This window comes from Sphingomonas flavalba, from assembly GCF_004796535.1.
Classification (GTDB): domain Bacteria; phylum Pseudomonadota; class Alphaproteobacteria; order Sphingomonadales; family Sphingomonadaceae; genus Sphingomonas_L; species Sphingomonas_L flavalba.
On sequence record NZ_SPHY01000002.1, the window covers coordinates 66,787 to 90,779 of the forward strand.

29 protein-coding genes and 2 tRNA genes are annotated in these 23,993 nt (G+C 68.3%); 17 read left to right on the plus strand and 14 right to left on the minus strand.

The genetic code is table 11. The features are described from left to right. Window positions 1-16: 16 nt before the first annotated feature. The 6 genes from coaD (at window position 17) to E4A53_RS02130 (ending at window position 4,505) form a co-directional block, all read left to right on the plus strand. Window positions 17-520 carry a pantetheine-phosphate adenylyltransferase gene (coaD, locus tag E4A53_RS02105; RefSeq protein WP_136161469.1) on the plus strand — a complete coding sequence of 168 codons (504 nt, stop codon included), beginning with the start codon at window positions 17-19 and terminating at the stop codon, window positions 518-520. 79 nt (window positions 521-599) lie between these two features. Continuing rightward, complete coding sequence (locus tag E4A53_RS02110) at window positions 600-1,268, plus strand: peptidylprolyl isomerase (RefSeq protein ID WP_420822598.1); 669 nt, start codon at window positions 600-602, stop codon at window positions 1,266-1,268. Window positions 1,269-1,278: 10 nt separating this feature from the next. Next, a complete protein-coding gene (gene queA, locus E4A53_RS02115) occupies window positions 1,279-2,319 on the plus strand; it encodes a tRNA preQ1(34) S-adenosylmethionine ribosyltransferase-isomerase QueA (RefSeq protein ID WP_136161471.1) in 1,041 nt (346 codons plus the stop codon). After that, entirely contained in the window at window positions 2,319-2,810 is a 492-nt protein-coding gene (locus E4A53_RS02120; protein WP_168694290.1) for an EF-hand domain-containing protein, read from the plus strand. The genes queA and E4A53_RS02120 overlap by 1 nt, the downstream gene beginning before the upstream one ends. Window positions 2,811-2,816: 6 nt before the next feature. Beyond that, window positions 2,817-3,929, plus strand: a complete 1,113-nt coding sequence (gene tgt / locus E4A53_RS02125; RefSeq protein ID WP_136161473.1) for a tRNA guanosine(34) transglycosylase Tgt — start codon at window positions 2,817-2,819, stop codon at window positions 3,927-3,929. Window positions 3,930-3,968: 39 nt separating this feature from the next. Further along, window positions 3,969-4,505 carry a YcnI family protein gene (locus E4A53_RS02130; RefSeq protein WP_136161474.1) on the plus strand — a complete coding sequence of 179 codons (537 nt, stop codon included), beginning with the start codon at window positions 3,969-3,971 and terminating at the stop codon, window positions 4,503-4,505. Between the two features lie 5 nt (window positions 4,506-4,510). Here the strand turns inward: E4A53_RS02130 and E4A53_RS02135 are convergent, their stop codons facing one another. Next, window positions 4,511-5,872 carry a DEAD/DEAH box helicase gene (locus tag E4A53_RS02135; protein ID WP_136161475.1) on the minus strand — a complete coding sequence of 454 codons (1,362 nt, stop codon included), beginning with the start codon at window positions 5,870-5,872 and terminating at the stop codon, window positions 4,511-4,513. A gap of 75 nt (window positions 5,873-5,947) precedes the next feature. Next, window positions 5,948-6,379, minus strand: coding sequence for a hypothetical protein (locus E4A53_RS02140; protein ID WP_136161476.1), 432 nt, complete (start codon window positions 6,377-6,379; stop codon window positions 5,948-5,950). Window positions 6,380-6,487: 108 nt separating this feature from the next. On the opposite strand from E4A53_RS02140, the gene E4A53_RS02145 reads away from it, so the two are divergent. Continuing rightward, a complete protein-coding gene (locus E4A53_RS02145) occupies window positions 6,488-7,900 on the plus strand; it encodes an FAD-binding oxidoreductase (RefSeq protein ID WP_136161477.1) in 1,413 nt (470 codons plus the stop codon). 79 nt (window positions 7,901-7,979) lie between these two features. Then, entirely contained in the window at window positions 7,980-8,756 is a 777-nt protein-coding gene (locus E4A53_RS02150; protein ID WP_136161478.1) for a SapC family protein, read from the plus strand. A 240-nt stretch (window positions 8,757-8,996) separates the two neighbouring features. Here the strand turns inward: E4A53_RS02150 and E4A53_RS02155 are convergent, their stop codons facing one another. Then, complete coding sequence (locus tag E4A53_RS02155) at window positions 8,997-9,836, minus strand: N-formylglutamate amidohydrolase (protein WP_239018092.1); 840 nt, start codon at window positions 9,834-9,836, stop codon at window positions 8,997-8,999. 124 nt (window positions 9,837-9,960) lie between these two features. Between E4A53_RS02155 and cpdR the strand changes: the two genes are divergently transcribed. Together cpdR and E4A53_RS02165 are read left to right on the plus strand one after the other, a co-directional pair. Next, entirely contained in the window at window positions 9,961-10,338 is a 378-nt protein-coding gene (gene cpdR / locus E4A53_RS02160; protein WP_136161480.1) for a cell cycle two-component system response regulator CpdR, read from the plus strand. A gap of 64 nt (window positions 10,339-10,402) precedes the next feature. Further along, window positions 10,403-10,477, plus strand: a tRNA-Val gene (locus E4A53_RS02165). Window positions 10,478-10,564: 87 nt separating this feature from the next. Here the strand turns inward: E4A53_RS02165 and E4A53_RS14580 are convergent. The 3 genes from E4A53_RS14580 to E4A53_RS02175 form a co-directional block, all read right to left on the minus strand. Further along, complete coding sequence (locus tag E4A53_RS14580) at window positions 10,565-10,720, minus strand: hypothetical protein (protein ID WP_168694291.1); 156 nt, start codon at window positions 10,718-10,720, stop codon at window positions 10,565-10,567. 106 nt (window positions 10,721-10,826) lie between these two features. Beyond that, window positions 10,827-11,279 (minus strand): MaoC family dehydratase, encoded by a 453-nt coding sequence (locus E4A53_RS02170; protein WP_136161481.1) that lies wholly within the window; start codon window positions 11,277-11,279, stop codon window positions 10,827-10,829. Window positions 11,280-11,351: 72 nt separating this feature from the next. After that, on the minus strand, window positions 11,352-13,124 hold the full coding sequence (locus E4A53_RS02175; RefSeq protein ID WP_136161482.1) for a DUF885 domain-containing protein: 1,773 nt from the start codon (window positions 13,122-13,124) through the stop codon (window positions 11,352-11,354). 109 nt (window positions 13,125-13,233) lie between these two features. Between E4A53_RS02175 and E4A53_RS02180 the strand changes: the two genes are divergently transcribed. Further along, window positions 13,234-14,067, plus strand: a complete 834-nt coding sequence (locus tag E4A53_RS02180; RefSeq protein WP_136161483.1) for an HpcH/HpaI aldolase/citrate lyase family protein — start codon at window positions 13,234-13,236, stop codon at window positions 14,065-14,067. A gap of 17 nt (window positions 14,068-14,084) precedes the next feature. Here the strand turns inward: E4A53_RS02180 and E4A53_RS02185 are convergent, their stop codons facing one another. Next, window positions 14,085-14,732 (minus strand): PilZ domain-containing protein, encoded by a 648-nt coding sequence (locus tag E4A53_RS02185; protein WP_136161484.1) that lies wholly within the window; start codon window positions 14,730-14,732, stop codon window positions 14,085-14,087. A gap of 19 nt (window positions 14,733-14,751) precedes the next feature. Then, window positions 14,752-15,300 (minus strand): hypothetical protein, encoded by a 549-nt coding sequence (locus E4A53_RS02190; protein WP_136161485.1) that lies wholly within the window; start codon window positions 15,298-15,300, stop codon window positions 14,752-14,754. A gap of 187 nt (window positions 15,301-15,487) precedes the next feature. On the opposite strand from E4A53_RS02190, the gene E4A53_RS02195 reads away from it, so the two are divergent. From E4A53_RS02195 to E4A53_RS02205, 3 genes are all read left to right on the plus strand, one after another. Then, window positions 15,488-15,754 carry a helix-turn-helix domain-containing protein gene (locus tag E4A53_RS02195; RefSeq protein ID WP_136161486.1) on the plus strand — a complete coding sequence of 89 codons (267 nt, stop codon included), beginning with the start codon at window positions 15,488-15,490 and terminating at the stop codon, window positions 15,752-15,754. 80 nt (window positions 15,755-15,834) lie between these two features. Further along, entirely contained in the window at window positions 15,835-16,440 is a 606-nt protein-coding gene (locus tag E4A53_RS02200; protein ID WP_136161487.1) for an NADPH-dependent FMN reductase, read from the plus strand. 94 nt (window positions 16,441-16,534) lie between these two features. Beyond that, on the plus strand, window positions 16,535-17,269 hold the full coding sequence (locus E4A53_RS02205; protein ID WP_136161488.1) for a 3'(2'),5'-bisphosphate nucleotidase CysQ: 735 nt from the start codon (window positions 16,535-16,537) through the stop codon (window positions 17,267-17,269). A 4-nt stretch (window positions 17,270-17,273) separates the two neighbouring features. Here E4A53_RS02205 and E4A53_RS02210 read toward each other — a convergent pair whose 3' ends face one another. From E4A53_RS02210 to folK, 3 genes are all read right to left on the minus strand, one after another. Further along, window positions 17,274-17,408, minus strand: coding sequence for an entericidin A/B family lipoprotein (locus E4A53_RS02210; protein WP_136161489.1), 135 nt, complete (start codon window positions 17,406-17,408; stop codon window positions 17,274-17,276). A 104-nt stretch (window positions 17,409-17,512) separates the two neighbouring features. Next, window positions 17,513-17,588, minus strand: a tRNA-Lys gene (locus E4A53_RS02215). After that, window positions 17,579-18,073, minus strand: a complete 495-nt coding sequence (gene folK, locus E4A53_RS02220; protein ID WP_136161490.1) for a 2-amino-4-hydroxy-6-hydroxymethyldihydropteridine diphosphokinase — start codon at window positions 18,071-18,073, stop codon at window positions 17,579-17,581. The genes E4A53_RS02215 and folK overlap by 10 nt, the downstream gene beginning before the upstream one ends. Window positions 18,074-18,096: 23 nt before the next feature. On the opposite strand from folK, the gene E4A53_RS02225 reads away from it, so the two are divergent. After that, the gene (locus E4A53_RS02225; protein ID WP_136161491.1) at window positions 18,097-18,771 is read left to right on the plus strand and encodes a uracil-DNA glycosylase; all 675 of its coding nucleotides are present in this window, start codon (window positions 18,097-18,099) and stop codon (window positions 18,769-18,771) included. Here E4A53_RS02225 and aguB read toward each other — a convergent pair. Together aguB and E4A53_RS02235 are read right to left on the minus strand one after the other, a co-directional pair. Continuing rightward, on the minus strand, window positions 18,744-19,592 hold the full coding sequence (gene aguB / locus E4A53_RS02230; protein ID WP_136161492.1) for an N-carbamoylputrescine amidase: 849 nt from the start codon (window positions 19,590-19,592) through the stop codon (window positions 18,744-18,746). The two genes, E4A53_RS02225 and aguB, sit on opposite strands and share 28 nt — an antisense overlap. Beyond that, window positions 19,589-20,584 (minus strand): agmatine deiminase family protein, encoded by a 996-nt coding sequence (locus tag E4A53_RS02235; protein WP_239018093.1) that lies wholly within the window; start codon window positions 20,582-20,584, stop codon window positions 19,589-19,591. The genes aguB and E4A53_RS02235 overlap by 4 nt, the downstream gene beginning before the upstream one ends. A gap of 160 nt (window positions 20,585-20,744) precedes the next feature. Here E4A53_RS02235 and E4A53_RS02240 point away from each other — a divergent pair, with 160 nt between their 5' ends. Beyond that, entirely contained in the window at window positions 20,745-22,679 is a 1,935-nt protein-coding gene (locus E4A53_RS02240; protein ID WP_168694292.1) for an alpha/beta hydrolase family protein, read from the plus strand. A 59-nt stretch (window positions 22,680-22,738) separates the two neighbouring features. Here E4A53_RS02240 and rpsD read toward each other — a convergent pair whose 3' ends face one another. Next, the gene (gene rpsD / locus E4A53_RS02245) at window positions 22,739-23,353 is read right to left on the minus strand and encodes a 30S ribosomal protein S4 (protein WP_136161495.1); all 615 of its coding nucleotides are present in this window, start codon (window positions 23,351-23,353) and stop codon (window positions 22,739-22,741) included. Window positions 23,354-23,548: 195 nt separating this feature from the next. Between rpsD and E4A53_RS02250 the strand changes: the two genes are divergently transcribed. Further along, the gene (locus E4A53_RS02250; protein ID WP_136161496.1) at window positions 23,549-23,857 is read left to right on the plus strand and encodes a chorismate mutase; all 309 of its coding nucleotides are present in this window, start codon (window positions 23,549-23,551) and stop codon (window positions 23,855-23,857) included. Window positions 23,858-23,993 lie beyond the last annotated feature (136 nt).

Genomic DNA, 23,993 nt, shown 5'->3' on the forward strand with positions numbered 1-23,993 from the left:
CAGGGGGGACAGCAAGGTGCGCACAGGCATTTATCCGGGGACGTTCGACCCGATCACGCTTGGCCATATGGACATCATCCGGCGCGGTGCGAAGCTGGTCGACCGGCTGGTCATCGGCATCACCACCAACCCGTCCAAGTCGCCGATGTTCTCGGTCGATGAACGGCTGGCGATGGTCCGGCGCGAAGTCGCGGCGATCCCCGGCACGATCGAGGTCGTCGCCTTCGACGCGCTGCTGATGACGTTCGCCGAACGGCAGGGCGCCAGCGTGATCATCCGGGGGCTGCGCGCCGTCGCTGATTTCGAATATGAGTATCAGATGGCCGGCATGAACCAGCAGTTGAACAATCGCATCGAGACGGTGTTCCTGATGGCCGATGTCGCGCTGCAGCCGATCGCGTCGCGGCTGGTCAAGGAAATCGCCGTTTACGGCGGCGACATCCACCGCTTCGTTACCCAGGCGGTCAACACCGATGTGCAGGCGCGGATTACCGACGCCGGCCTGAGGCGGGGCGTCTGAAAACCGACCGATGCGCCGCCAAGCCGCCACATTTTCGCGCAAAGGCCACCATCCCATGTCCAGCGGAGTTTCCGTCCCGATGCGCTTCCTGATCGGCCTGCTCGCGATTTTCGGCCTGGCGACCGCCGCCGGGGCGCAAAGCGATACGCCCACGCCGGCCGCGTCGCCGACGCCGTCGCCGGAAGGCAGCGCGCCGCCGGTCGACCCGCAGAACATCTGGGTGCTGGACCTATCGAACGGCGGCCGCATCCGCATGCTGTTGCGCCCGGACAAGGCGCCGAACCATGTCGAGCGGATCAAGACGCTGACCCGGCGCGGCTTCTACAACGGCCTGACCTTCCACCGCGTGATCGACGGCTTCATGGCGCAGGGCGGCGACCCGGAGGGGACCGGCGCCGGCGGGTCCGACCTGCCGGACATGAAGGCCGAGTTCAACGATATGCCGCACGTGCGCGGCGCCGTGTCGGCAGCGCGCGCGCAGGACCCAGATTCAGCCAACAGCCAGTTCTTCATCATGCTGATGCCGCGCCTGCAGCTTGACGGCAAATACACCGTGTTCGGCCGGGTGATCAGCGGCATGGACGCGGCCGACCGGATCGAGAAGGGCGAGCCGCCGATGAACCCGACCCGCATCCTGCGCGCCTGGATCGAGGCGGACGGGGAGCCGGCCGCCGCCGCCGCGCCGACGCTGGATACCGAGCTTCCGCCCGCGCCGCCGACGATCGCGAAGCCGACCGGCAAGCGCTGAGCCGCCGGCGATGCGGGTCGATCTGTTCGACTTCGCGCTGCCGCCGGAGGCGATAGCGCTGCGCCCGGCCAGCCCGCGCGATTCGGCGCGGATGCTGGTGGTGGCGGACGCCGGCATGGCCGATCACGGCGTCGCCGAACTGCCGGCGCTGCTCCGGGCGGGCGACTGCCTGGTGTTCAACGACACCCGCGTCATCCCGGCCAGGCTGGAGGGCAGGCGCGGCGAGGCGCGGGTCAGCGCGACGCTGCACAAGCGGGAGGGGCCGCGCGCCTGGCGGGCGTTCGTCCGCAACGCGAAGCGGGTGCGCGACGGCGACCGGATCGCCTTCGCCGCCGGGGTGTCCGCCGTCGCCGGGGAACGGGGCGAGGACGGCAGCCTGCTGCTGACCTTCGACGGCGACGAGCCGGTCGAGCTGCTGCTGGAACGGGCGGGGACGATGCCGCTACCGCCCTACATTGCCGGCAAGCGCGCGCCGGACGCCCGCGATGCCGACGATTACCAGACGATGTTCGCGCGCGCGGCGGGGGCGGTGGCGGCGCCGACCGCGGCGCTGCACTTCACCCCGGCGCTGGTCGCTGCGCTCGACGCCGCCGGTGTCGGCCGCGAGACGCTGACCCTGCATGTCGGCGCGGGCACCTTCCTGCCGGTCAAGTCCGACGACACCGACGACCACCGGATGCACGCCGAATGGGGGCGGATAGACGCCGCCACCGCCGATCGGCTGAATGCGGTGCGCGCCGGCGGCGGCCGGCTGATCGCCGTCGGCACCACCAGCCTGCGCCTGCTGGAAAGCGCGGCGGACCCGGACGGCACGATTCGGCCGTTCACGGGCGACACCAGCATCTTCATCACCCCCGGCTATCGTTTTCGCGCGATCGATGGGCTGATGACCAATTTCCACCTGCCCAAATCGACGCTGTTCATGCTGGTCGGCGCGCTGATGGGCCGCGAACGCATGCTTGCGGCCTATGCACATGCGATCGCGGCGGGCTATCGTTTCTATTCCTACGGCGATGCGAGCCTGCTGCTGCCGGGCGACGGATGCGAATGATGCGCGCTGGATATGCCGGGCTGCTGCCATGCCTGCTGCTGCTCGCCGGCGCGAACCAGCCACCGGCCGACAAGGTGCAGCCGCCGCCGGTGCCGCCGGTCGACAGCGGCATCACGATGATGGCGGCGCCGGTCGCGATCCTGATCACCAGCTTCGACGCCGACCGCGACCGTGTCGTCACCCGCGCCGAGTTCGACGCCGGGGTCAAGGCGTCGTTCGCGCTGGGCGATGCCAATGGCGATGGCGCGATCTCGCTGATCGAGCTGTCGCACTGGGCGGAAGCGGAACTGGGCAGTGCCGGGGCGCTTCCCGGCCGCTTCGATTTCGACCGCAACGAGGACGACCGGATATCGGAGGCGGAGTTCGTCGCCGAGTTCGCCCGGCGCTTTGCTGCCTATGACAAGAACGGTGACGGCCGGCTGACCCGCGACGAGTTGCTGACCCTGAATTTTCAGCGACCGCAGCCGGGCAAGGGCAAGCGGGGCCGCTAGCGCAGCGTGAGCGATCGTTTCGCCTTCACCATCGCCGCGACCGACGGCGCCGCCCGTACCGGCACGATCCACATGCGCCGGGGCGAGATTCGTACCCCCGCCTTCATGCCGGTCGGCACCGCAGCGACCGTCAAGGCGATGAAACCGGCGGCGGTGCGGGCGACCGGCGCCGACATCATCCTCGGCAACACCTATCACCTGATGCTGCGCCCCGGGGCGGAGCGGGTGGCGCGGCTGGGCGGGTTGCATGCGTTCATGGGCTGGGGCCGGCCGATCCTGACCGACAGCGGCGGCTATCAGGTGATGAGCCTGTCCGAATTGAGCAAGGTCAGCGAGGAAGGCGTCGCCTTCCGATCCCATCTCGACGGGTCGCGCCACATGCTGACGCCGGAACGGTCGATGGAGATCCAGCGCCTGCTTGGGTCCGATATCGTCATGGCGTTCGACGAGCTGGTGCCGACCACCGCCGACCGCGCGGTGCAGGCGGCGGCAATGGAGCGGTCGATGCGCTGGGCGCGCCGATCCCGCGCCGCGTTCGACGCCGAAAACGCGGGCGGGGCGCTGTTCGGCATCCAGCAGGGCGCGCTCGACCGCGCATTGCGGCAAGCATCGGCCGACGCGCTGACCGACATCGGCTTCGACGGCTATGCGGTCGGCGGGCTGGCGGTGGGGGAAGGGCAGGCGGCGATGTTCGGCGTGCTCGACCATGCGCCGGCGATGCTGCCCGTCGACCGGCCGCGCTACCTGATGGGGGTCGGCAAGCCCGACGACATCGTCGGCGCGGTCGAACGCGGCATCGACATGTTCGATTGCGTGCTGCCCACCCGCAGCGGCCGCACCGGCCAAGCCTTTACCTGGGACGGGCCGATCAACATCCGCAACGCCCGCTTCGCCGAGGACAGGACGCCGCTCGACCCGGAATCGCCGACGGCAGAATGGTCGCGCGCCTATCTCCACCACCTCGTCCGGTCGGGGGAGATATTGGGGGCGATGCTGATGACCGAGCATAATCTGTGGTTCTACCAGCGACTGATGCAGAACCTGCGCGATGCGATCGGCGAAGGGCGGCTAACTGCTTTCGCCGACGCGTTCCGCCGCCGTTACGCCGGGCGCGATTGATCGGCTGGGCCTTGCCGGGCGGCTATGGTAACGGCGGCCATGAATTTCCCGATCCGCGTGCCGCTCACCGCCCTGTTGCTCGCCGCCGCCCCGGCGGCGCAGGCACATATCGTGTTTGCCGAGCCGCAGGCGCCGCCGGGCAGCTATTATGCCGGCTTTCTGCGCGTGTCGCACGGCTGCGACGGGGCGGCGACCACCGCGATCCGCGTGTCGATCCCCGCCGCAGCCGAGTCGGTCAAGCCCCAGCCGAAGCCGGGCTGGACGCTGTCGGTCGAGCGAGAGCCGCTGCCGGCGCCGATCAAGGGGGAAGGGGGCGCGGAGATTCGCGACCGGGTGGTCGCGGTCACCTGGACGGGGCGGCTGCCCGCCGACCAGTTCGACCAGTTCGGCATCATGATGAAGCTGAGTGCCGAAGCGTCCGGGCCGCTATATTTCCCGACCGTCCAGCAATGTGGAGCGAACAGCATCGGTTGGACTGGAACTCCCGCCGCCGGCGAGGCCTGGCATAGCCTGAAGACGCCGGCGCCGGTGCTGAATGTCGGCGCGGCGCCGCCCGCGCCGCACATGCAACACTAAGGCGATCAGCCGCCCAGGCTGATGCCGAGGAAATCCGGGACCGGGCCGTTCCAGCCTTCGTCCGGGCCGTCGTTGCGGTCGTCGCGGCGCGGCTCCGGCTTGTGGGGCCTGGGCGCGGGCGGAGGTGCCCGTTCGGCCTTGGGTCGTGCGTCTGCCTTCGACTTTTCGGGCGCCGGCTTGGCCGCTGCCTTGGGCTGGCCGGCGCAACTGGCGGGTGCGGGCTTGTCCTCGGCGGCGGCGGGCGCGGCCGGTGCGGCTTTGCCGATGCGCGGGATTTTCTGGCCGGTCAGCTTCTCGATATTGGCGACCGCCTCGTCATCGTCCGGGGTGGCGAGGGTGAACGCCTTGCCGGTCGCCCCGGCGCGGCCGGTGCGGCCGATGCGGTGGATGTAGTCGTCCGGGTGCCATGGCACGTCATAGTTGAAGACGTGGCTGACGGCCTTCACGTCCAGCCCGCGCGCGGCGACGTCGGAGGCGACGAGCACGGTCACCTCGCCGGACTTGAACCGGTCCAGTTCGCGGATGCGCTCCGCCTGTTCCATGTCGCCCTGGATCTGCCCGGCAGCGAAGCGCGCGCGCTTCAGGCTGGTCGTCAGGTCACGCACCGTCGACTTGCGGTTGGAGAACACGATCGCCGTCTTGACGTCCGGCGCGCCGAGCATGTCGATCAGCGTCGCCTTCTTGGTCCGGCTGGTCACCGGCACCAGCGCCTGTTCGATCAGCCGGTTCGACGACGCCGGCCGGGCGACCTCGATCGATTTCGGATCGGTCAGGAACTTGTCGGCCAGCTTCTTGATCGGCGCCGGCATCGTCGCGGAGAACAGCAGGGTTTGCCGGGTCTTCGGCAGCTTGGCGCAGATGTCCTCGATATCGGGGATGAACCCCATGTCGAGCATCCGGTCGGCCTCGTCGATGACGAGCAGCGCGCAGCCGGTCAGCAGGATGTTGCCGCGCTGGAACAGGTCCATCAGCCGGCCCGGCGTCGCGATCAGCACGTCGACGCCCTTTTCCAGCGCCTTCACCTGATCGCCCATCGACACGCCGCCGATCAGCAGCGCCATCGAAAGCTTGTGGTATTTGCCGTACTGCTCGAAATTCTCGGCAACCTGCGCGGCCAGTTCGCGCGTCGGCTCCAGGATCAGCGAGCGCGGCATCCGCGCCCGGCTGCGGCCGCTGCCCAGTATGTCGATCATCGGCAGTACGAAGGCGGCGGTCTTGCCGGTGCCGGTCTGGGCGATGCCGATCAGGTCGCGACCCATCAGCACGCTGGGGATAGCCTGCTTCTGGATCGGAGTCGGCTCGCTGTAGCCGACTTCGTCGACCGCGCGCATCAATTCGTCAGAAAGGCCGAGATCGGCAAAAGTCATCGAGATTCCGGAAGAATGGAAGCGGGCGGCCCGTCGCCGTCAGCGTCCCGCGCTTGGGCAAAGCCCCGCCATTTGTCAAGGTTTCGCGCGTTTGCCGCTGCGTTTCGGGGTCAGCAGGCGGAATTCGTCGATCTCGCACCGCCCGCCGGACCGGGCGTGGATCGCGTCGCGATCGGCGCAGATCTGGCCGTCGCTGCCCGGCCGCAGGTAGAAGCCGGAATAATAGCCGAGCACGGTGCAGCGGCCGTTCAGTCGGGCGCGGATATGGGCGCCGCCCTTCAGCCGCAGGTCGACGCTGTCCTCGCCGGTCACCTCCGCCCCGGCGAGCTGGTCGGCGGGGATGCAGGCCGGCCCGCGGCGTTCGCGCCATTCGGCGGGGCGCGGCGGGCGCGCGGTCGGCACGCGGATGATCACCCGTTCGCGGATGATGACCTGGGCATATTCCACGCGCTCCGCCGCCGGAGCGGCGACAGCGAGCAGCAGGACGGTGACAAGCGCGATGCTCAAGCCCAGAGTTCCATCAGGGCGACGCGCATGGCCCAGCCCGGTTGAACGCCCGATTAATTGAGGCGCCGTTCAAGATGCAAATCTGCGCGGTTGCGCTATGACCGCGCGATGATCGACTCCACCGCCCTCGACCGCTTCGCCGCCCTGCTCGGGCCGAAGGGTTTCATCACCGACCCGGATGCGATCGCGCCCTGGGCGCGGGACTGGCGCGGCCGCTACCACGGCGCCGCTCCGGCGCTGCTTGCCCCGGCGGACACGGCGGAAGTGGCGGCGGCGGTCGCGCTTGCCGCCGCCGCCGGAACCCCGCTGGTGCCGCAAGGGGGCAACACGTCGATGGTCGGCGGGGCGACGCCGCCGGCCGACGGCAGCGCCCTGATCCTGTCGCTGCGGCGGATGAACCGCATCCGGTCGCTGTCCGCCGACGACAATCTGGCGGTGGCGGAAGCGGGGGTGATCCTGTCCGACCTGCACGACGCGGCGGAGGCGGCCGGGCGCCGCTTTCCGCTGTCGCTGGGCGCCAAGGGATCGGCCACCGTCGGCGGACTGGTGTCGACCAACGCCGGCGGTACCCAGGTGCTGCGTTTCGGCACGATGCGGGCGCTGGTCGCCGGGGTGGAGGCGGTGCTGCCCGACGGTACGCTGTTCAACGGCCTGTCGGCGCTGCGCAAGGACAACCGCGGTTACGATCTGGCCCAACTGCTGATCGGCGCGGAGGGGACGCTGGGCGTCGTCACCGCCGCCGCGCTGCGGCTGGTTCCGGCGGTGGTCGACCGCGCGGTCGCCTGGGTCGGGCTGGAGACGCCGCACACCGCGCTGGCGCTGCTCCGCCGGCTGGAGGCGGCGCTGCCCGGCGGAATTGAGAGTTTCGAGCTGATCCCCGCCGATTCGCTTGACCGGGTGCTGCGCCACATCCCCGGCGCGCGCGCGCCGCTGGCCGGCGCCCACCGTTGGCACGCGCTGATCGAACTGGTCGGGGCCGACGCCCGTGAGCGGCTGGAAGCGGCGCTGGCCGTCGCACTGGCCGCCGGGCTGGGCGAGGACGCCGTCGTCGCGCTCAACCGTGCGCAGGAGGACGCGTTCTGGCGCCTGCGCCATTCGATCTCGGAAGCGGAGCGCGCCAGCGGGCCGGCCGCGCAGCACGACATTTCGGTGCCGGTGGCGGCGATGCCCGATTTCCTGCTGCAGGCGGCAACGGCGATCGAGGCGGAGTTTCCCGGCACCCAGGCCAGCGGTTTCGGCCATCTTGGCGACGGCAACGTCCATTTCCACGTCCGCGCCCCCGCCGGATCGCCAGCCGACTGGGCCGACGGCGCCGGCAAGGCGGCCAGCGCCCGTGTCCACGACCTGGTCACCGCCGCCGGCGGCTCGATCTCCGCCGAGCACGGTATCGGTCAGATGAAGCTCGGCGAACTGGAGCGGCTGAGCGATCCCGCCCGGCTGGCGGCGTTGCGCGCGATCAAGCGGGCGCTTGACCCCCAGGGAATCATGAACCCCGGCAAGCTGGTCCGTCTTGCGTCATGACCGCCAAGGCCATAGACCCGCCAGCCATTGCAACGCCCCGGCGGCCGCCGGACCGCAACCAACGTGGAGAGAATTGAACATGGCCAGCCAGCCGCCGGCGAACCTGCCGCTTTTCTACAAGGACCTGGTCCCGCTTTCGAGCAACGACCATGCCGACTGGCATACCCGCCCGACCGACGCGCTGCCGTTCCTGGCGATCGAGCATGCGGTGCCGATCGCGGTCGAGGAGTTCATCCCGTGCCAGCGTTCTTTCCCGATCGTCTTCTCGTCCGGCGAGAGTTCGGTGCCGCTGGCGCTGATGGCGCTGAACGCCGGCATGAACACGATGATCGGCGAAGACGGGCGGATGAGCCGCGAGGCCTATGTCCCGGCCTATATCCGCCGTTACCCGTTCATGCTGGCGCGGCTGCGCCCCGACACCGACGAGCTGTCTCTGTGCTTCGACCCGACCAGCGAGGCGATCGGCCCGGGTGAGGAAGGCGCGCCGCTGTTCGTCGACGGCGAGCCGAGCGACGCGACCAAGTCGATCCTGCAATTCTGCGAAGGGTTCGAGCAGGCAGCGGCGCAGACCACCGCTTTCATGGCCGAGCTGAACGGATCAGGCCTGCTGATCGACGGCGAGGTCAAGATCGAGCAGCCTGAGCAGGAGCAGCCGTTCGTCTATCGCGGCTTCCGCATGGTCGATCAGGACAAGTTGAAGGACATGCGCGGCGACCAGCTACGCAAATGGTCGCAGAACGGCATGCTGCCGCTGCTCTATGCCCACCTGTTCTCGCTCGGCCTGGTCAGCGACCTGTTCGGCCGGCAGGTCCGCATGGGCAAGCTGCCGGACATGATGGGCACGGCGGCGGCGTAACCGGCGCCCGACGGCCGGGGCGCGCAGATGGGGCGGGGCTGTGGCGCGGTCTCCCCCATTGCGGTTCAAATAATTTTGGTTGCGGCTTGAAATCCACACGGCCGCGTTCCATATCTTGTTGGCCCGTGGAGGTGTTTTCCCCCCTTTCACTTCCTGCGGGTTGGCACATCCTCGGATGTGCTTCCTCCCTGAGCCTTGGCCACTCCGTGCTTCGCACGGGGTGGCTTCTTTCTATCGGGGCTATTCGGCGGCGACCGGCAGCGTGCCGCCCAGCGCCTCTTCCGCCAGTGCGCCGACGCACCGGGCGATGAAGCGGGCCAGTCGCGCAACCCCGGAGGGATCGGGCGCGCGCAGGTCTCTAGCCAGGTAAAGGGCGCGGTCGACCTCGATCTGGACCGCGTGGATGCCGCGCCCCGGCGCGCCGTGGCGCTCCAGGATGTGGCCGCCCTGATAGGGGGTGTTGAGCGCAACCCGCAGCCCGGCCGCTTCCGCCTCGCCACGCAGGCGGGCGGTGAAGCGGGTACCGGCGCTCAGCCCGAATCGGTCGCCCAGCACCAGCTCCGGCGGCCGCTCCCCGCCCAGCGGCGGCATCGAATGCAGGTCGAGCAGTACCGCGACGCCGAATCGGTCGCGACTGGCAGCGATCGCCGCCGCCAGCGCCGCGTGATAGGGGCGGTGGACGGCGTTGATGCGCGCGTCGAGCTGCCCGCGCGCGAGCGGCGCCCGCCACAGGTCGCCGATCCCGGCGAGCCGGCGCGGCACCAGCCCGAGCCCGCCGCGCACCTTGGCCGATGGCGCCCGGCCAAAAGCGATCGGCGGGTCGATCATCGTCGGATCGACATCCTGCTCGGAACGGTTGAGGTCGATCCACGCCCGCGGCGTCCGCGCGACCAGTGTCGCCGCCCCGGCGGCCGGGGCGTGGGCGGCGAGCAGGTCGACATGCCGATCCTCCAGCGCGACCAGCCGATCCGCCGGCACCCGCGCCAGCCGGGCGGTGTCGGCGGGGTAGCAGCGACCGGCATGGGGCACGGACAGAATGACCGGAACCATCGGCCCGCTCGGCGCGATAAAGTCGAACACCGGCCAACCTTGGCGCGATCCGCCGATGCGATCAATCCCGCGCGAAGCTGGAAATTATTAAGAGGCAGGCGCATAAGAGCGCGTCAGCGGCCGGTTTTCGGCGCCAACGATTATGAGGGTTTCGATGATCCGGATCCTGCTGGCCGAAGACGACGAGGTTATGCGCCAGTATCTGACGCGGGCGCTCGAAAAGGCCGGTTATGCGGTCACCGCGGTCGATCGCGGCACCGCCGCGCTGCCGCTGCTGATGCCCAACGCGTTCGACCTGCTGCTGACCGACATCGTCATGCCGGAAATGGACGGAATCGAACTGGCCCAGCGCGCCGGGCAACAGGCGCCGGGGATGCGGGTGATGTTCATCACCGGCTTCGCGGCGGTGACGCTGCGCGCCGGCAAGGCGGTGCCGCAGGCCAAGGTGCTGTCGAAACCGTTCCACCTGCGCGAACTGGTGACCGAGATCGACCGGATGTTCGATATCGGCAGCCTGTCGGGCCAGAGTTGAGCGGCGTCACGGCGCATTCGGTGCTTGCGCGGGCCAAGGTGCCCGGCTAAAGCCCGCCTCCGATGGGCGTGTAGCTCAGTGGTAGAGCACTGTGTTGACATCGCAGGGGTCGCAAGTTCAATCCTTGCCACGCCCACCATAAAAAGGCTCGCTTCCCAATGGGGTGGCGAGCCTTTTTCATATCCGAAGTGAAGTTGCGTCGTGGGATGTCGCCGCGCGCCCGCGACTAAGGCAGGGCGGTATCGGGCGCGGCGATGCGGCGGACATGGTCGCTGAACTTCTCGCCACCCAGCCGCTCGGTCCGGACGCCGTTTACCTTCCATGGCTTGCAGAGTTTGCAGCCGGCGCGGCGATTGCGGGTGCGGTGCCGTTTATGGTGCATGGCCGATTGCTCCCGCGCATTGATGCGCGGCAATCATACACGAAAGCAGCGGGGCGGTCATCGTGGAGCGGCGCCGGCGGTGCGGCCTTTCCGTTTGCTTGGCCCGTCAGCCGTCGCCGCGCAGCATCAGCGCGGCGCGGCGGCAGCGGCAGACCAGTTCGTCGCGCTGGTTCAGGCCGCGATGCTCGAAGGTGACGATGCCCTGCGTCGGCCGCGACTTGCTGGCGCGCACGCCGACGACGGTGGTTTCGGCGCGCAGCGTGTCGCCGACGAACACCGGCTTGGGGAAGGTCACGTCCTCGAACCCCAGATTGCCGACGGTGGTGCCGAGCGTCGTGTCCTGCACGGACAGGCCGACGATCAGCCCCAGCGTGAACAGCGAATTGACCAGCGGTTGGCCGAATTCCGTGGTTTTCGCATATTCGTGGTCGATGTGGATCGCCGCCGGATTGTGGGTCATCGTCGAGAACAGCATGTTGTCCGTCTCGGTCACCGTCCGGCGGATTTCATGGGCAAAGCTCTGCCCCTCGACGAATTGCTCGAAAAACAGTCCGGCCATGCTTGTAGTCCTTGCCAGCGGCCGGGCGGGGGCCCGGCCGCGTGTTCCGTATCGATCCGCCGAGTCGCGGCGTCAGGCCCTGGCCTTCTCGCGCGCGATATATTCGTCGATCTGCTGTTCCAGTACCGGCAGCGGCAGCGCGCCGGTCGACAGGATCGCGTCGTGGAACGTCCGCTTGTCGAATTTCGCGCCCAGTTCGGCCTCCGCCTTGGCGCGCAGCCGCCGGATGGTCAACTCGCCCAGCTTGTAGGCCAGCGCCTGGCCCGGCCAGCTGATATAGCGGTCGACCTCCGTCTCCACCTCATGCTGCGACAGGGCGGTGTGGTCGGCGAGGTAGGCGATCGCCTTGTCGCGGCTCCAGCCGTAATGGTGGACGCCGGTGTCGATCACCAGCCGCACCGCGCGCCACATCGCGTAGGAAAGCTGGCCGAATTCCTCGTAGGGGTTGCGGTAGATGCCCATCTCCCGCCCCAGCCATTCGGTGTACAGGCCCCAGCCCTCGCCATAACCGGAGAAATAGGTGGCGCGGCGGAATTCCGGCCGGTCCGCCGGCTGCTCCAGCGCCAGCGCCGCCTGGAAGCTGTGCCCCGGCGCGCATTCGTGCAGGGTCAGCGCCGGGATGTTGTAGAGCGGCCGCGACGGCAGGTCGTAGGTGTTCATCATGCACGCCTTCAGCCCGCCGCGCCCGGCGGTGTAGAAAGGCGCGATCGCGTCTGGCACCGGGATGATGGTGAAGCGGAAGCGGGGCAGGGTGCCGATCTGCTCGGCCAGCTTGCCGTCGGCGCGCTTGGCGACGTAGGCGGACACGCCCATCAGCTCGTCCGGCGTCTTGGCGATGAACTGCGGATCGGTCTTCAGGAATTTCAGATAGGCGGGGAAATCGCCCTTGAAGCCGCTGCGCACCATGGTGTCGCGCATCTCCGCCTCGATCCGCGCGACTTCCTTCAGGCCGATTTCGTGGATCTGCTCGGCGTTGAGGTCGAGGGTCGTATACTCCTTGATCTGCGCCGCATAAAACGCCTTGCCGTCGGGCATCGCTTCCGCGGCGAGGGTGGTGCGCGCCTTCGGCGCATACTCATCGCGGATGAAGGCGAGCAGCTTGGCATAGGCCGGGGCGACCGCCTGGCTGATCGCCGCCTTCGCGTCAGCGCGCAGCCGGTCCTGCTCCGCCGTCGGCATCGTCGCCGGCAGGGTGCGGAACGAGTCGTAGAACGGGTTCTTCTCCGGGTCGGTCTCGGCGTAGGGAGCAATTGAATCGGCGCGGCCGGCGAGCGTCGCGCGCGGCACGCTGAACCCGCGCTTCAACCCGGCGCGCATATTGGCGATCTGCTGGTCGAAATAGCGCGGGATATCCCGCATCCGCGCAACGGCGCGGGTCAGCGCGGCGGCATCGGCGCCGTCGTCGGCCCGGGCGAGGCCGCTCCAGAAATTGCTGTCGCTGTTGAACGGCATTTCCCAGGTGTGAAACGGTGCGCTGGCGATGTTGGCGCGCAGCACTTCGTGGAGGACGGCGGCGTTCAGCTTCTCCTCCGCCGACAGCTCGGCGACCGGGATCGCCTCCAGCTTCGCCATTGTCTCGCGCCAGTGAGCGATGCGCGTCTGCTGCGCCGCCGGGCTGACGTCCGGCAGGCGGTCGCCCGCGACCCAGCGATCGCCGGCCTTGACTTGCTGCCTGTCCGCCTTGGTCCAGGCCCAGTCCGCCTCGTACAGTGCCTTGAGCCGGGCGTCGGCGGCGGAGGGGGCGGCGGAGGAAGCGGCGGCCGACGGCTGGGCGAACGCCGCGCCGGCGATGACGGCGGCAGGGAGGGCGGCGAGCATCGCCCCGGCAAGCAGAACAGCGCGCATTAGAATCCCCCTTTTTCCGTAATCCCTTGTCCGCAGGTTAGGCGATCCTGTAGCGGGGTTGCAATCGCCGCATGACGCGCGCTGGCGGAAAATCGACGGAAGGCAGGGAATGAGGCTGCGATCGTTGCTGTTCGTGCCGGGGGACCGGCCGGAGCGGATGGAAAAGGCGCTGGGCCTTGGCGCCGATGCGCTGATCCTCGACCTGGAGGACGCGGTTGCGCCCGCGGCAAAGCCCGCTGCCCGCGCCGCGGTTGCGGCTTTCCTGACCGGCGCGCGGCGCAAGTGCGCGCTGTTCGTGCGGATCAATCCGCTCGACGGTGGGCTGGCGGAGGCCGACCTTGCCGCGGTGCTGTCCGGCGCCCCCGACGGCATCGTCCTGCCCAAGGCGGAAGGCGCGGAGTCGCTCCGCCGGCTCGACACGCTGCTTGCCGGCAGCGACGCCCGCATCCTGCCGGTGGCGACGGAGACGGCGGCGGCGGTGTTCCGGCTGGGCGAATATGGCGGCGTCACCCCCCGCCTTGCCGGGCTGACCTGGGGCGCGGAGGATCTGCCGGCGGCGGTCGGCGCCACTGGTGCGCGCGAGGCGGACGGCAGCTACACCGCGCCCTACCAGATGGTGCGTTCGCTGGCGCTGTTCGGTGCTGTCGCAGCCGGGGTGCCGCCGATCGAGACGGTCTACCCTGATTTCCGCGACCTCGACGGGCTGCGCCGCTATGCCGAGCGCGGTGCCCGCGACGGCTTCACCGGCATGATGGCGATCCACCCGGGGCAGATTCCGGTCATCAACGCCGCCTTCGCCCCGTCGGGCGCGGCGATCGCCCATGCCCGCGCGGTGGTCGCCGCCTTTGCCGCCAATCCCGCGGTGGGCGCGCTCCAGCTCGACGGCCGGATGATCGACGCGCCGCACCTGAAGGCCGCGCGGCGGCTGCTCGACCGGGTATAGGCGGTGCCGCTCCTCCCTTAGCTGTACGATGGTTGCCGGCGGATCGCCCATTCCGCCAGCGTGTCGAACGGCAGAAGCTGAAAGAACGATACGCCGGCGCGGCCGTCGTGCGACCAGACGATCGAGCTGCGCTGTGGCACCAGGTCGTCGATGGTGATGATGACGTCGTCGCCTTCCTTCAGGAACTTGCTCTCGATCTTGGCGCCGCCCTGCGACACGTCGATGACGTTGACCTTGTAGTGGATGTTGGCGAGCAGCAGGTCGGCGACACAGGGGATGTTGAGCCGGGGCATCCGGCGCGGCATGCCGGCGGCATCCTCCTCGCTCGGCGCGTGGAGGATCTGCAACACGTCGATCCGTTCGTCGAACTGAATGCCGATCATGGAATCGGCGGTCCACACGATCCGCCCCGGCACCGCATAACCCGACCGCAGCTCGACGCAGACCGGCGCGCCGATCGGCAGCTTGGTGTGGATCTTGCCCATCATCCCGCCGGCGGAGATGTTGCGGATCAGGCACAAGCCCTGGAACCCGGCCATGGTCAGCGCCGCCGATCGGTACATCGACAGGTGGCGCCGGTCGCCCCGTCGTTCGTCCGAGGGCATCGGGACGTCCGGGGAAAATGAAATGCCGGTCAGGTCAACATTGTCATAATCCAGTGCCATCGGGGCTCTCCTGCGCGAATTATCTTGGGTCGTCGCCTGGCGTCGGGCGCCGCAGCATCGGAAGCGTCGTGCGTGTCCGGCCGCCGGCCGCCGCCGTGAAACCCTCTATGCTGTCGTTGCCGAGCATGCGGAGCAGATCGATCCAGCCGGCGAAGCGGATGCCGACCAGCGCGCCGTCGACCCACAGCACTTCGCCCGCTATCGGATGGCCCGGCCGCAGTTCCACGCTGACCTTGTCGCGAGGCGCCATCGCCAGCCCGGTTTCGGCCATCATGCCGCCGGCCGAAACCATATGAATGTAACAAACGGCGCGTACGGTGCCGGCGGTAAGGTGGCCGGCACGCAGCATCCGGGGGTCGCGATCCACCCCGTGAAAATTTTTATCGGGCGGATTGGGGACGTCGCCGGACAGCGAAACGACCGTCAGGTCGGGCATACCGGCCGGCTTGCCGTCGTTCGGTCGGTAATGGGCATTCACAACGCCGCCTCCCTTGCATGCAGCAGAGAAAAGGCCACGCATCGGACCGCGCAGTACCTGGTTTCCGTAACGTAAACCAAGATCGACCACCCATTTCCTGTTGCGCAGAATCTTTTCTATTCTTGCCCGATACCGGGGCTACGCAACGACGCCTTATATTGGCGATGCACACAACCAGAGCTTCGCATTCTGGCTAGGTTTTGTAAAATACATCAATTTGGTGTACTGATTGTTACCAGTGCCCTTTGGCTGCTCATGTTTGGTAAAGGGGCGGTTCATGGCAAAAGGGATTACGGACGAGCGCTATCGTCAACTTCTCGTTATCCTTATAGAGGCCAGAAAAGGCATCGGTCTTTCGCAGGCCGATGTCGCCACCAAGTTGAACAAGCCGCAGCAATTCGTCTCGCGCTACGAGCTGGGCGAGCGCCGCCTTGACGTCATCGAATATCTCGATATCGCCGCGGTGCTGGGTCTGGACGCGTTGACCACGTTGCTCACCGTCGCCGAGTCGCGACCCGGTGGTCGAGGTGATTCGGCCCCGTAGAAACCGCCGCCGGAGCGCAAGATAATAGTAGAATAATAAACTATCTTGTCCCGGCGCGCCGAAGCTGGCAACCACACGGCATGACCAAACCCCTTTCGATCGTAGGCATCGGCGGCACTACGGCGCCCAATTCCTCCACCGAGCAGGCGCTGCGCCTGGCGCTGGCCGCGGCGGCGGCGGAAGGTGCGACGGTCACGCTGTTCGACGGGCCGCAACTGGCCGCCCTGCCGCATTACGCGCCCGGCGCGCTCCCCGGGTCGGACGTGGCCCGGGCGCTGGTCGACGCCGTGCGCCAGGCGGATGGGCTGGTGCTGGCCAGCCCTGGCTATCACGGTTCGATCTCCGGCCTGGTCAAGAACGCGATCGACTATGTCGAGGAAACCTCGAAGGACGCCCGTGTCTATCTGGACGGCCTGCCGGTCGGCCTGATCGTCACCGCTTACGGGTGGCAGGCGACCGGGTCGACGCTGGCGACGCTACGCTCGATCGTCCATGCCCTGCGTGGCTGGCCGACGCCGCTCGGCGCCGCGATCAAGAGCGACCGGGGCATGTTCGTCGAAGGGCGCTGCAACGACCCGGGGGCATCGGGCCAGCTCGATCTGGTCGGCCGCCAGGTCGTCGAATTCGCCCGCCTGCATCAGCGCGCGCCGGCGATCGGCGCGACCGGCCCGGTCGAGGACGCCTGACCGGGGCGGCGCTGGATACCGCGCCGTATACGCCGCCGCCGAAGCACCGGCCCTCCCGATTTGCGTTGCGCCGCCGATCGCGTATGGCGCGGCCATGACTTCCCATGCCGATGACGCGGCCCTTGCCGCCGCCCTGGCGGAAACCGCCGGCCGCCTGCTGCTGCCGCTGCGCGACAGCGCATTGCTGAGCGGCAAGGCGCTGGGCGACGCCGGCGATCGCACCGCCAATACCTTCCTGATGGCGGCGATCGCCCAGCAGCGGCCCGACGATGGCGTGTTGTCGGAGGAAAGCGTCGACGACCTGTCGCGGCTGGCGAAACGTCGGGTGTGGATCGTCGACCCGCTCGACGGCACCCGCGAATATGCGGAAGGGCGCGCCGACTGGGCGGTGCATGTCGCGCTGGCGATCGACGGGCACGCGACGGTCGGCGCCGTCGCGCTGCCGGCGCAGGGGCTGGTGCTGCGTTCCGACGCCCCCCCTCCGCCGGTCGAACGGCCGGCGCGGCCGCGTCTGCTGGTCAGCCGCAGCCGCCCAGCGCCGGAATGCGCCCGCGTCGCCGCCGCCCTCGATGCGGAGGTGGTACCGATGGGCTCGGCCGGGGCAAAGGCGATGGCGGTGCTGCTCGGGCAGGGCGACATCTACCTGCACAGCGGCGGCCAGCACCAATGGGACAATGCCGCGCCTGTAGCGGTGGCGCTCGGCGCCGGCATGATCGCCGAACGGATCGACGGCAGCCCCTGCGCCTATAATGCGGCGGACACGGCGCTGCCGGACCTGCTGATCTGCCCGCCCGAATACCGCGAACGGGTACGCGCCGCGCTCGGCTGAGCGGTTATTTGGCGCCTTCGGCGGTCTTCGACACCGTCTTGCCGACCGATGCGACGTCCTTGCCGGCGCCGGAGATCGTGTTGCACCCCGCCAGCGCGATCAGGCCCGCCAGACAGGCCAGTGCGGTCATCTTCTTCATCGTGGCATCCCTAATCAAAAGCCGTTGGTGCGCGAGGCGCGTCGCCGCATATTACGGCGCGCAAGCCCGGATGCAATTGGCGATTCCGGGGCAGAGGAGAAGGCTGGTGGGCTCGCCGGGATTCGAACCCGGGACCTACAGATTAAAAGTCCGTTGCTCTACCGACTGAGCTACGAGCCCCCAGAGGCGGTCGCCCTATAAGCCGGTCGCCGCCGGGTCAACCGGGCGTGAAGCTGGCGGACGGTCAGGCCGGTGATCGGGTCGCGCCAGTCCGGCGCGATCGCCGCCAACGGTTCCAGCACGAAGCCGCGCTCGCGAAACGCCGGGTGCGGAATGGTGAGGCCGGGGGAGGACCAGGCACCCCCCGACCACAGGATGATGTCCAGGTCGAGCGGCCGGCTGCCCCAGCGGCGGCCCGGCCGGCGCCCGGCGGCCCGCTCCATCCGCTTCAGCACCGCCAGCAGCGCCGGCGGGGGAAGGGGGCTGGTGATGACGCAGGCGGCATTGGCGTAGCGGCGGATCGACGGCCCGATCGGTGCGGTGCGGATAATGGGCGATGCCGCCCCGCCAAGTTCGGCGAGCGTGGCGGCCAATGCAGCTTCCGGCGCGCCGTTCCGGCTTGGGCGGTTGGCGCCGAGCGCGATCACATAGCTTGTCGTCACCATGCCCGCGCGCCTAACTCATCGCCATGCCCGTCGAAAGCCCGCTTGCCGCGACCGAACCACCGCACGACTGCCCGCGCTGCCCCCGCCTCGTTGCGCTGCGCCAGGAATCGCGGACCGAGCACCCGGACTGGTGGAATGCGCCGGTGCCGGCGTTCGGCGATCCGGACGGCTGGCTGGCGATCATCGGCCTCGCCCCCGGCAAGCACGGCGCCAACCGCACCGGGCGGCCGTTTACGGGCGATTTCGCCGGGCCGCTGCTGTTCGACACGCTGGAGGCGTTCGGGCTGACCCGCGGGCGCTACGACGCGCGGATCGACGACGGCTTCGGCCTGCGCGGCGTCATCATCATCAACTCGGTCCGCTGCCTGCCGCCGCAGAACAAGCCGACTCCGGCGGAGTCGCGCGCCTGCCGCCCGTTCGCGGCGGCGCAGGTCGCGGCGTTGCCCCGGGTCCGGCTGTTCGTCGCGCTCGGCCGGATCGCCCATGATTCGGCGGTGCGGATATTGGGCCTGCGTCCCGCCGCCGCGCCGTTCGGCCACTTGGCGGAACATCCTCTGCCCGATGGGCGGGTGCTGATCGATAGCTACCACTGCTCGCGCTATAACCAGAATACCGGGCGGCTGACGCCGGAGATGTTCGCGGCGGTGTTCGCGCGGGCGATCGCGCTGCGTCAGATATCCGCGACCAGCCGGCCGTAAAGCTCCGGCCGCCGGTCGCGGAAGAAGCCGAAGGCTGCGCGGTGGCGCCTGACCTGGTCGAGGTCGATCGTCGCGGTCAGCACCCCCGTCTCCTCCGCGCCGAATTCGGCGAGCAGGTCGCCGCGCTCGTCGCAGATGAAGCTGTGGCCGTAGAAGCGCTGGCCATCCTCGGTGCCGATCCGGTTGGCGGCGACGACCGGAACGACATTCGACACCGCATGGCCGATCATCGCCCGCCGCCACAGCCGGCTGGTGTCGAGATCGGGGTCGTGCGGCTCGCTGCCGATCGCGGTCGGGTAAAACAGGATCTCCGCGCCCATCAGCATCATCGCCCGCGCCGCTTCCGGGTACCACTGGTCCCAACACACGCCGACGCCCAGCGCCGCGCCCGGCGTCGGCCATACCTTGAACCCGGTGTTGCCGGGACGGAAATAGAATTTTTCTTCATAGCCCGGCCCGTCGGGGATATGGCTCTTGCGGTAGACGCCCATGATCGCGCCTTTGTCGTCGATCATAGCCAGGCTGTTGTAATGGTGCGGCCCGTCCGCCTCGAAGAAGCTGGTCGGGATGAACACGCCCAGTTCCGCCGCCAGCGCCCGCATCGCCACGACCGCCTCGTGCCGCTCGACCGGCCGGGCGCCGGCGAACAGCCCCTCGTCCTCGACCCGGCAGAAATACGGGCCTTCGAACAGTTCGGGCGGCAGGATGACGGTCGCGCCCTTCGCCGCCGCCTCGCGCACCAGTGCGGAGACGTTGGCGATATTCTCGCCAATGTCGTCGGTGAAGGCCAGTTGCAGCGCGGCGACGGTGATCTCGGTCATGGCATGTCCTGAACGGCGGGGATCTGCTGGCTGATGCAGTGGAGGCTGCCGCCGCCGGTCAAGATATGGTCGGCGCGCTGGCCGACAACCCTGCGCGTCGGAAACAGCGCCGCGACCGCCGCGACCGCCGCATCGTCGTTGGGCGCACCGTAGAGCGGCACGACCACCGCGGCGTTGCCGATGTAGAAGTTCATGTAGGAGGCCGGGATCACGTCTCCGTCGCGCAGCACCCGGCCGGGCGAGGGCAGGGGGGCGACCGTCAATCCGAACGCTTCCGCCCGCGCCGCCGCGTCGGCGTAGACGGTCGCGTTGGGGTCGTCCGCCCCGGCGGCGACCGGAATCGCGATCGTGCCCGGCGCGACGAAGCGGGCAAGGTTGTCGACATGGCCGTCGGTATGGTCGTTGGCCAGCCCGTCGCCCAGCCACAGGATGCGCTCCAGCCCCAGGTCGGCGCGCAGCCGCGCCTCGACCTCCGCCTTCGTCATGCCGGGGTTGCGGTTGGGGTTCAGCAGGCATTGCTCGGTGGTGACTGCCAGGCCGCTGCCGTCGCCGTCGATCGCGCCGCCTTCCAGCACCCAGGCGCACCGCTCGACCGCGATGCCGCGCGCCGTTGCCAGCCGGGCGCCGATATCCTCGTCCCCGGTCAGCTGGTATTTGCCGCCCCAGCCGTTGAAGCGGAACGATCGCGCCGTCCCGTCGCCGAGCAGGATCGGCCCGGTATCGCGCAGCCAGATGTCGCCGAACGCCGCGACGACGACCGAAACCCGCGCCGGCGCCAGCGCCCGCGCCGCTGCGGCCGCGCTTTCGTCCGCCGCGACCAGCACCACCTGCTCCCCGGCTCCGCCGGCATCGACCGCCGCCGCAAACGCCGCCACCTCCGCCTGTGCCGGCGCCAGGTCGTCTTCCCACAGCTCGGCATGGCTCGGAAACCCGATCCACACCGCATCATGGCGCGCCCATTCGGGGGGAGGGGGAAGGATGGCGTCGGACACAGCACTCTCTTTGGGCATCGGTGCCATGCCATGGCAGCGGCTTGGCCCGGCGACAAGGAAAAGCCTTGCATAATGCAAGGCCAAGGATGTTTATCAAATAGTTAGGGGATATCCTTGGGGGGCTTCGATGCGATATCGGTTCTGGCTGTGCGGATTGGCGATGGCGGCGCTTGTCGGTGCCGATTCTCCCGACACGCTGGCTGCCAAATTCGGGGCGCTCCCGTCGGTCATGGACATCAGCCTGTCGCCGTCGGGCGATCAGATCGCCTATCTCGCGCCGTACGGAGACATGGGCAACGCGCTCTACACCGCCACGCTGTCCAATCCGCAGCCGCGCATCGCCATGGCCGCGAACGGCAAGCCGATGATCATCGACCGCTGTATATGGGTGTCCGAGCAACGCCTGCTCTGCGATATCTCCATTGCCAGGAAAGGGGCCGCGGACGTTCCGTTCGTCAACGCGACCCGCCTCGTCGCCGTGAACACCGACACGAGCAACGTCAGGATCGTGTCGCAGCGCAGCGGCGCCAACGCGCTGTATTTCAGCGGCAATGGCGGCGACGTAATCGACTGGATGCCGGGCTCCCCCGACCATGTGCTGATAACCCACTGGTTCGTGCCGGAAGCGAAAATCGGCTCGGTCATCAAGAAGGACGCTGAGGGCCTGGGGGTGATCGACGTCGATATCGCCACGCTCAAGCGACGCACCATGGAGATCGCGAGGCGGGACGGCGAGAACTATCTGACCGATAGCCATGGCACCGTGCGGATCCTGGCGGTGCGGGCCTATGACGGGCTCGGCTACGCGAAGGAAACGATTACCCATTATTATCGGGGTCCGGACAGCCGGGACTGGAAGCCATTGGGAACCTATAATTCCCTGGAGGAAGAAGGATTCCTTCCAATGCGCATCGATCGGGACAAGAACGTTGTCTACGGCCTGCGTAAGCTGGACGGGCGCAAGGCACTCTATAGCATTGCGCTGGACCCGTCGCTCACGGAAACGCTGATCTACGCGAATCCGTCTGTCGACGTCGACGGCATCGATACGCTGGGCCGTGTGCGGAGGGTGATCGGCGTCACCTTTGCCGATGAAGCCCGGAAGATCATCTATTTCGATAAGGAAATGGACAGCATGGCCTCCGCGCTGTCGCGGGCGTTGCCCGGAGGCCCGGGGGTCACGCTCGTCGACACGAGCGACGACAGCGGGAAGCTGCTGGTCCATGCCGGCGGAGCGACTGACCCGGGAACCTATTTCGTTTTCGACAAGCAGGCCAAAAGCCTGAACAAGGTCCTTCTGTCGCGTGCCGAACTTGCCGGCGTGGCGTTGGCGAAGCAAAAGCCGATCACCTATCCGGCGGCGGATGGCGCCCGGATTCCTGCCTATCTGACCTTGCCGCCGGGGGGCGTGGCCAAAAACCTGCCGGCCATCGTGATGCCGCACGGCGGCCCCTGGTCGCGGGACGAATGGGGATTCGACTGGCTGTCCCAATATTTCGCATTGCGCGGTTATGCGGTGATACAACCCAACTACCGCGGGTCGACCGGCTATGGCGACAGCTGGCAGATGGGCAACGGATTCAAATCCTGGCGGCAGGCGATCGGCGACGTGACAGATGCCGGACGTTGGCTGGTCAGCGAAGGGATCGCCGATCCGCGGCATCTCGCAATCGTTGGCTGGTCCTATGGCGGCTATGCCGCGCTTCAGTCGGCGGTAACGGTGCCGGACCTGTTCAAGGCTGTCGTGGCGATTGCCCCGGTCACCGATTTCAATCTGTTGCGGGAGCAATATCGCAACACCTCGACGTTCAAGCTCGCCAAGGAAACCATTCAGGCGGAATCGCTGCGCGAAGCGTCGCCGGCCCAGAATGTGGAGGCGATCCGTGCGCCGGTGCTGCTGTTCCACGGCGACATGGATCAAAACGTGTTCATCGAGGAATCCGAACTTATGGCATCGCGGCTTGGCAAGGCAGGAAAGAGCGTGGAGTTTGTCGCTTATCCGGACTTGTCCCACTCGCTGCCATCGACCAAAGCGCGCACCGACCTGCTCAGTAAGACCGATCTGTTTCTGCGGGCGGAAATGGGATTAAAATGACGAAAAAAGGGGCGGCGCCGTTGCCGGGCCGCCCCTCTTTTAAACCGTGATCCGTCCGATCAGCGCGAATAGAATTCGACGACCAGGTTCGGCTCCATCTTCACCGGGTAAGGCACCTCGTCCAGCGTCGGGACGCGGGTGAAGGTGATCTTGGCGGCGCCGTCCGGGGCGACGTAATCGGGGATGTCACGCTCGGCCAGGCTCTGCGCTTCCAGCACCAGCGCCATTTCCTGCGCCTTCTTGCCCAGCGTCACTTCGTCGCCCGGCTTCACCAGCCGCGACGCGATGTTGCACTTCACGCCGTTGACCAGGATGTGGCCGTGGCTGACGAGCTGGCGCGCGGCGAACACCGTCGGCGCGAACTTGGCGCGGTAGACGATCGCGTCCAGCCGCCGCTCGAGCAGGCCGATCAGGTTCTGCGAGGTGTCGCCCTTCATCCGAGCGGCCTCGACATAGGCCTTCTTGAACTGCTTCTCGGTGACGTCGCCGTAATAGCCCTTCAGCTTCTGCTTGGCGCGCAGCTGGATGCCGTAATCCGACACCTTGCCCTTGCGGCGCTGCCCGTGCTGGCCGGGGCCATATTCGCGCTTGTTGACCGGGGATTTCGGACGGCCCCAGATATTCTCGCCCATGCGGCGATCGAGCTTGTACTTGGCGCTGGTGCGCTTCGACATGAGTCTTCCTTCAGCAATTGCCAACAACGTCCGCCGGAATGGCGGAATTCCCGGTCATCGCTCTGCTTGTCCGTCGGATGGGGCAGGGCCGCCGCTTCACCGGGGTGCGGGGCCATCGCGAAGGCGGGCGACTAGCGGGAGGGCGCCGCCAAGTCAAGCTGTGGACAGCGCCGCGCCACGGACTATGACGCGCGCATGGACGAAACCGTAAAGGCGCCGGAGGATTGCGCCACCATGCTGGAAGTGCGCGCCGGGGTCGACGCCGTCGACCGCGCGCTGATGCGCCTCATCGCCACCCGTTTCGGGTATATGGACGCCGCGGCGCGGATCAAGCCGGAACGCAGCGCCGTCCGCGACGAGCCGCGCAAGGCCCAGGTCATCGCCAACGCCCGCCGTTCGGCCGCTGCCGCCGGCGTGCCGGAAGACGTTGCCGCCGGCCTGTGGGACTGGCTGGTCGAGGCCTCGATCGCGTATGAATTCGAGGTGTTCGACCGCAAGCGGTGAGGGGCCGGCGCTGGGCCTTTTGCGTCCTTCGACTGCGCTCGGGGTGGCCCCTCGACTACGCTCGGGGTGGACGGGGAGAGTGACCGCTTTTTAGTCCCCATCCACCCCGAGCGCAGTCGAGGGACGCAGTAAAGTT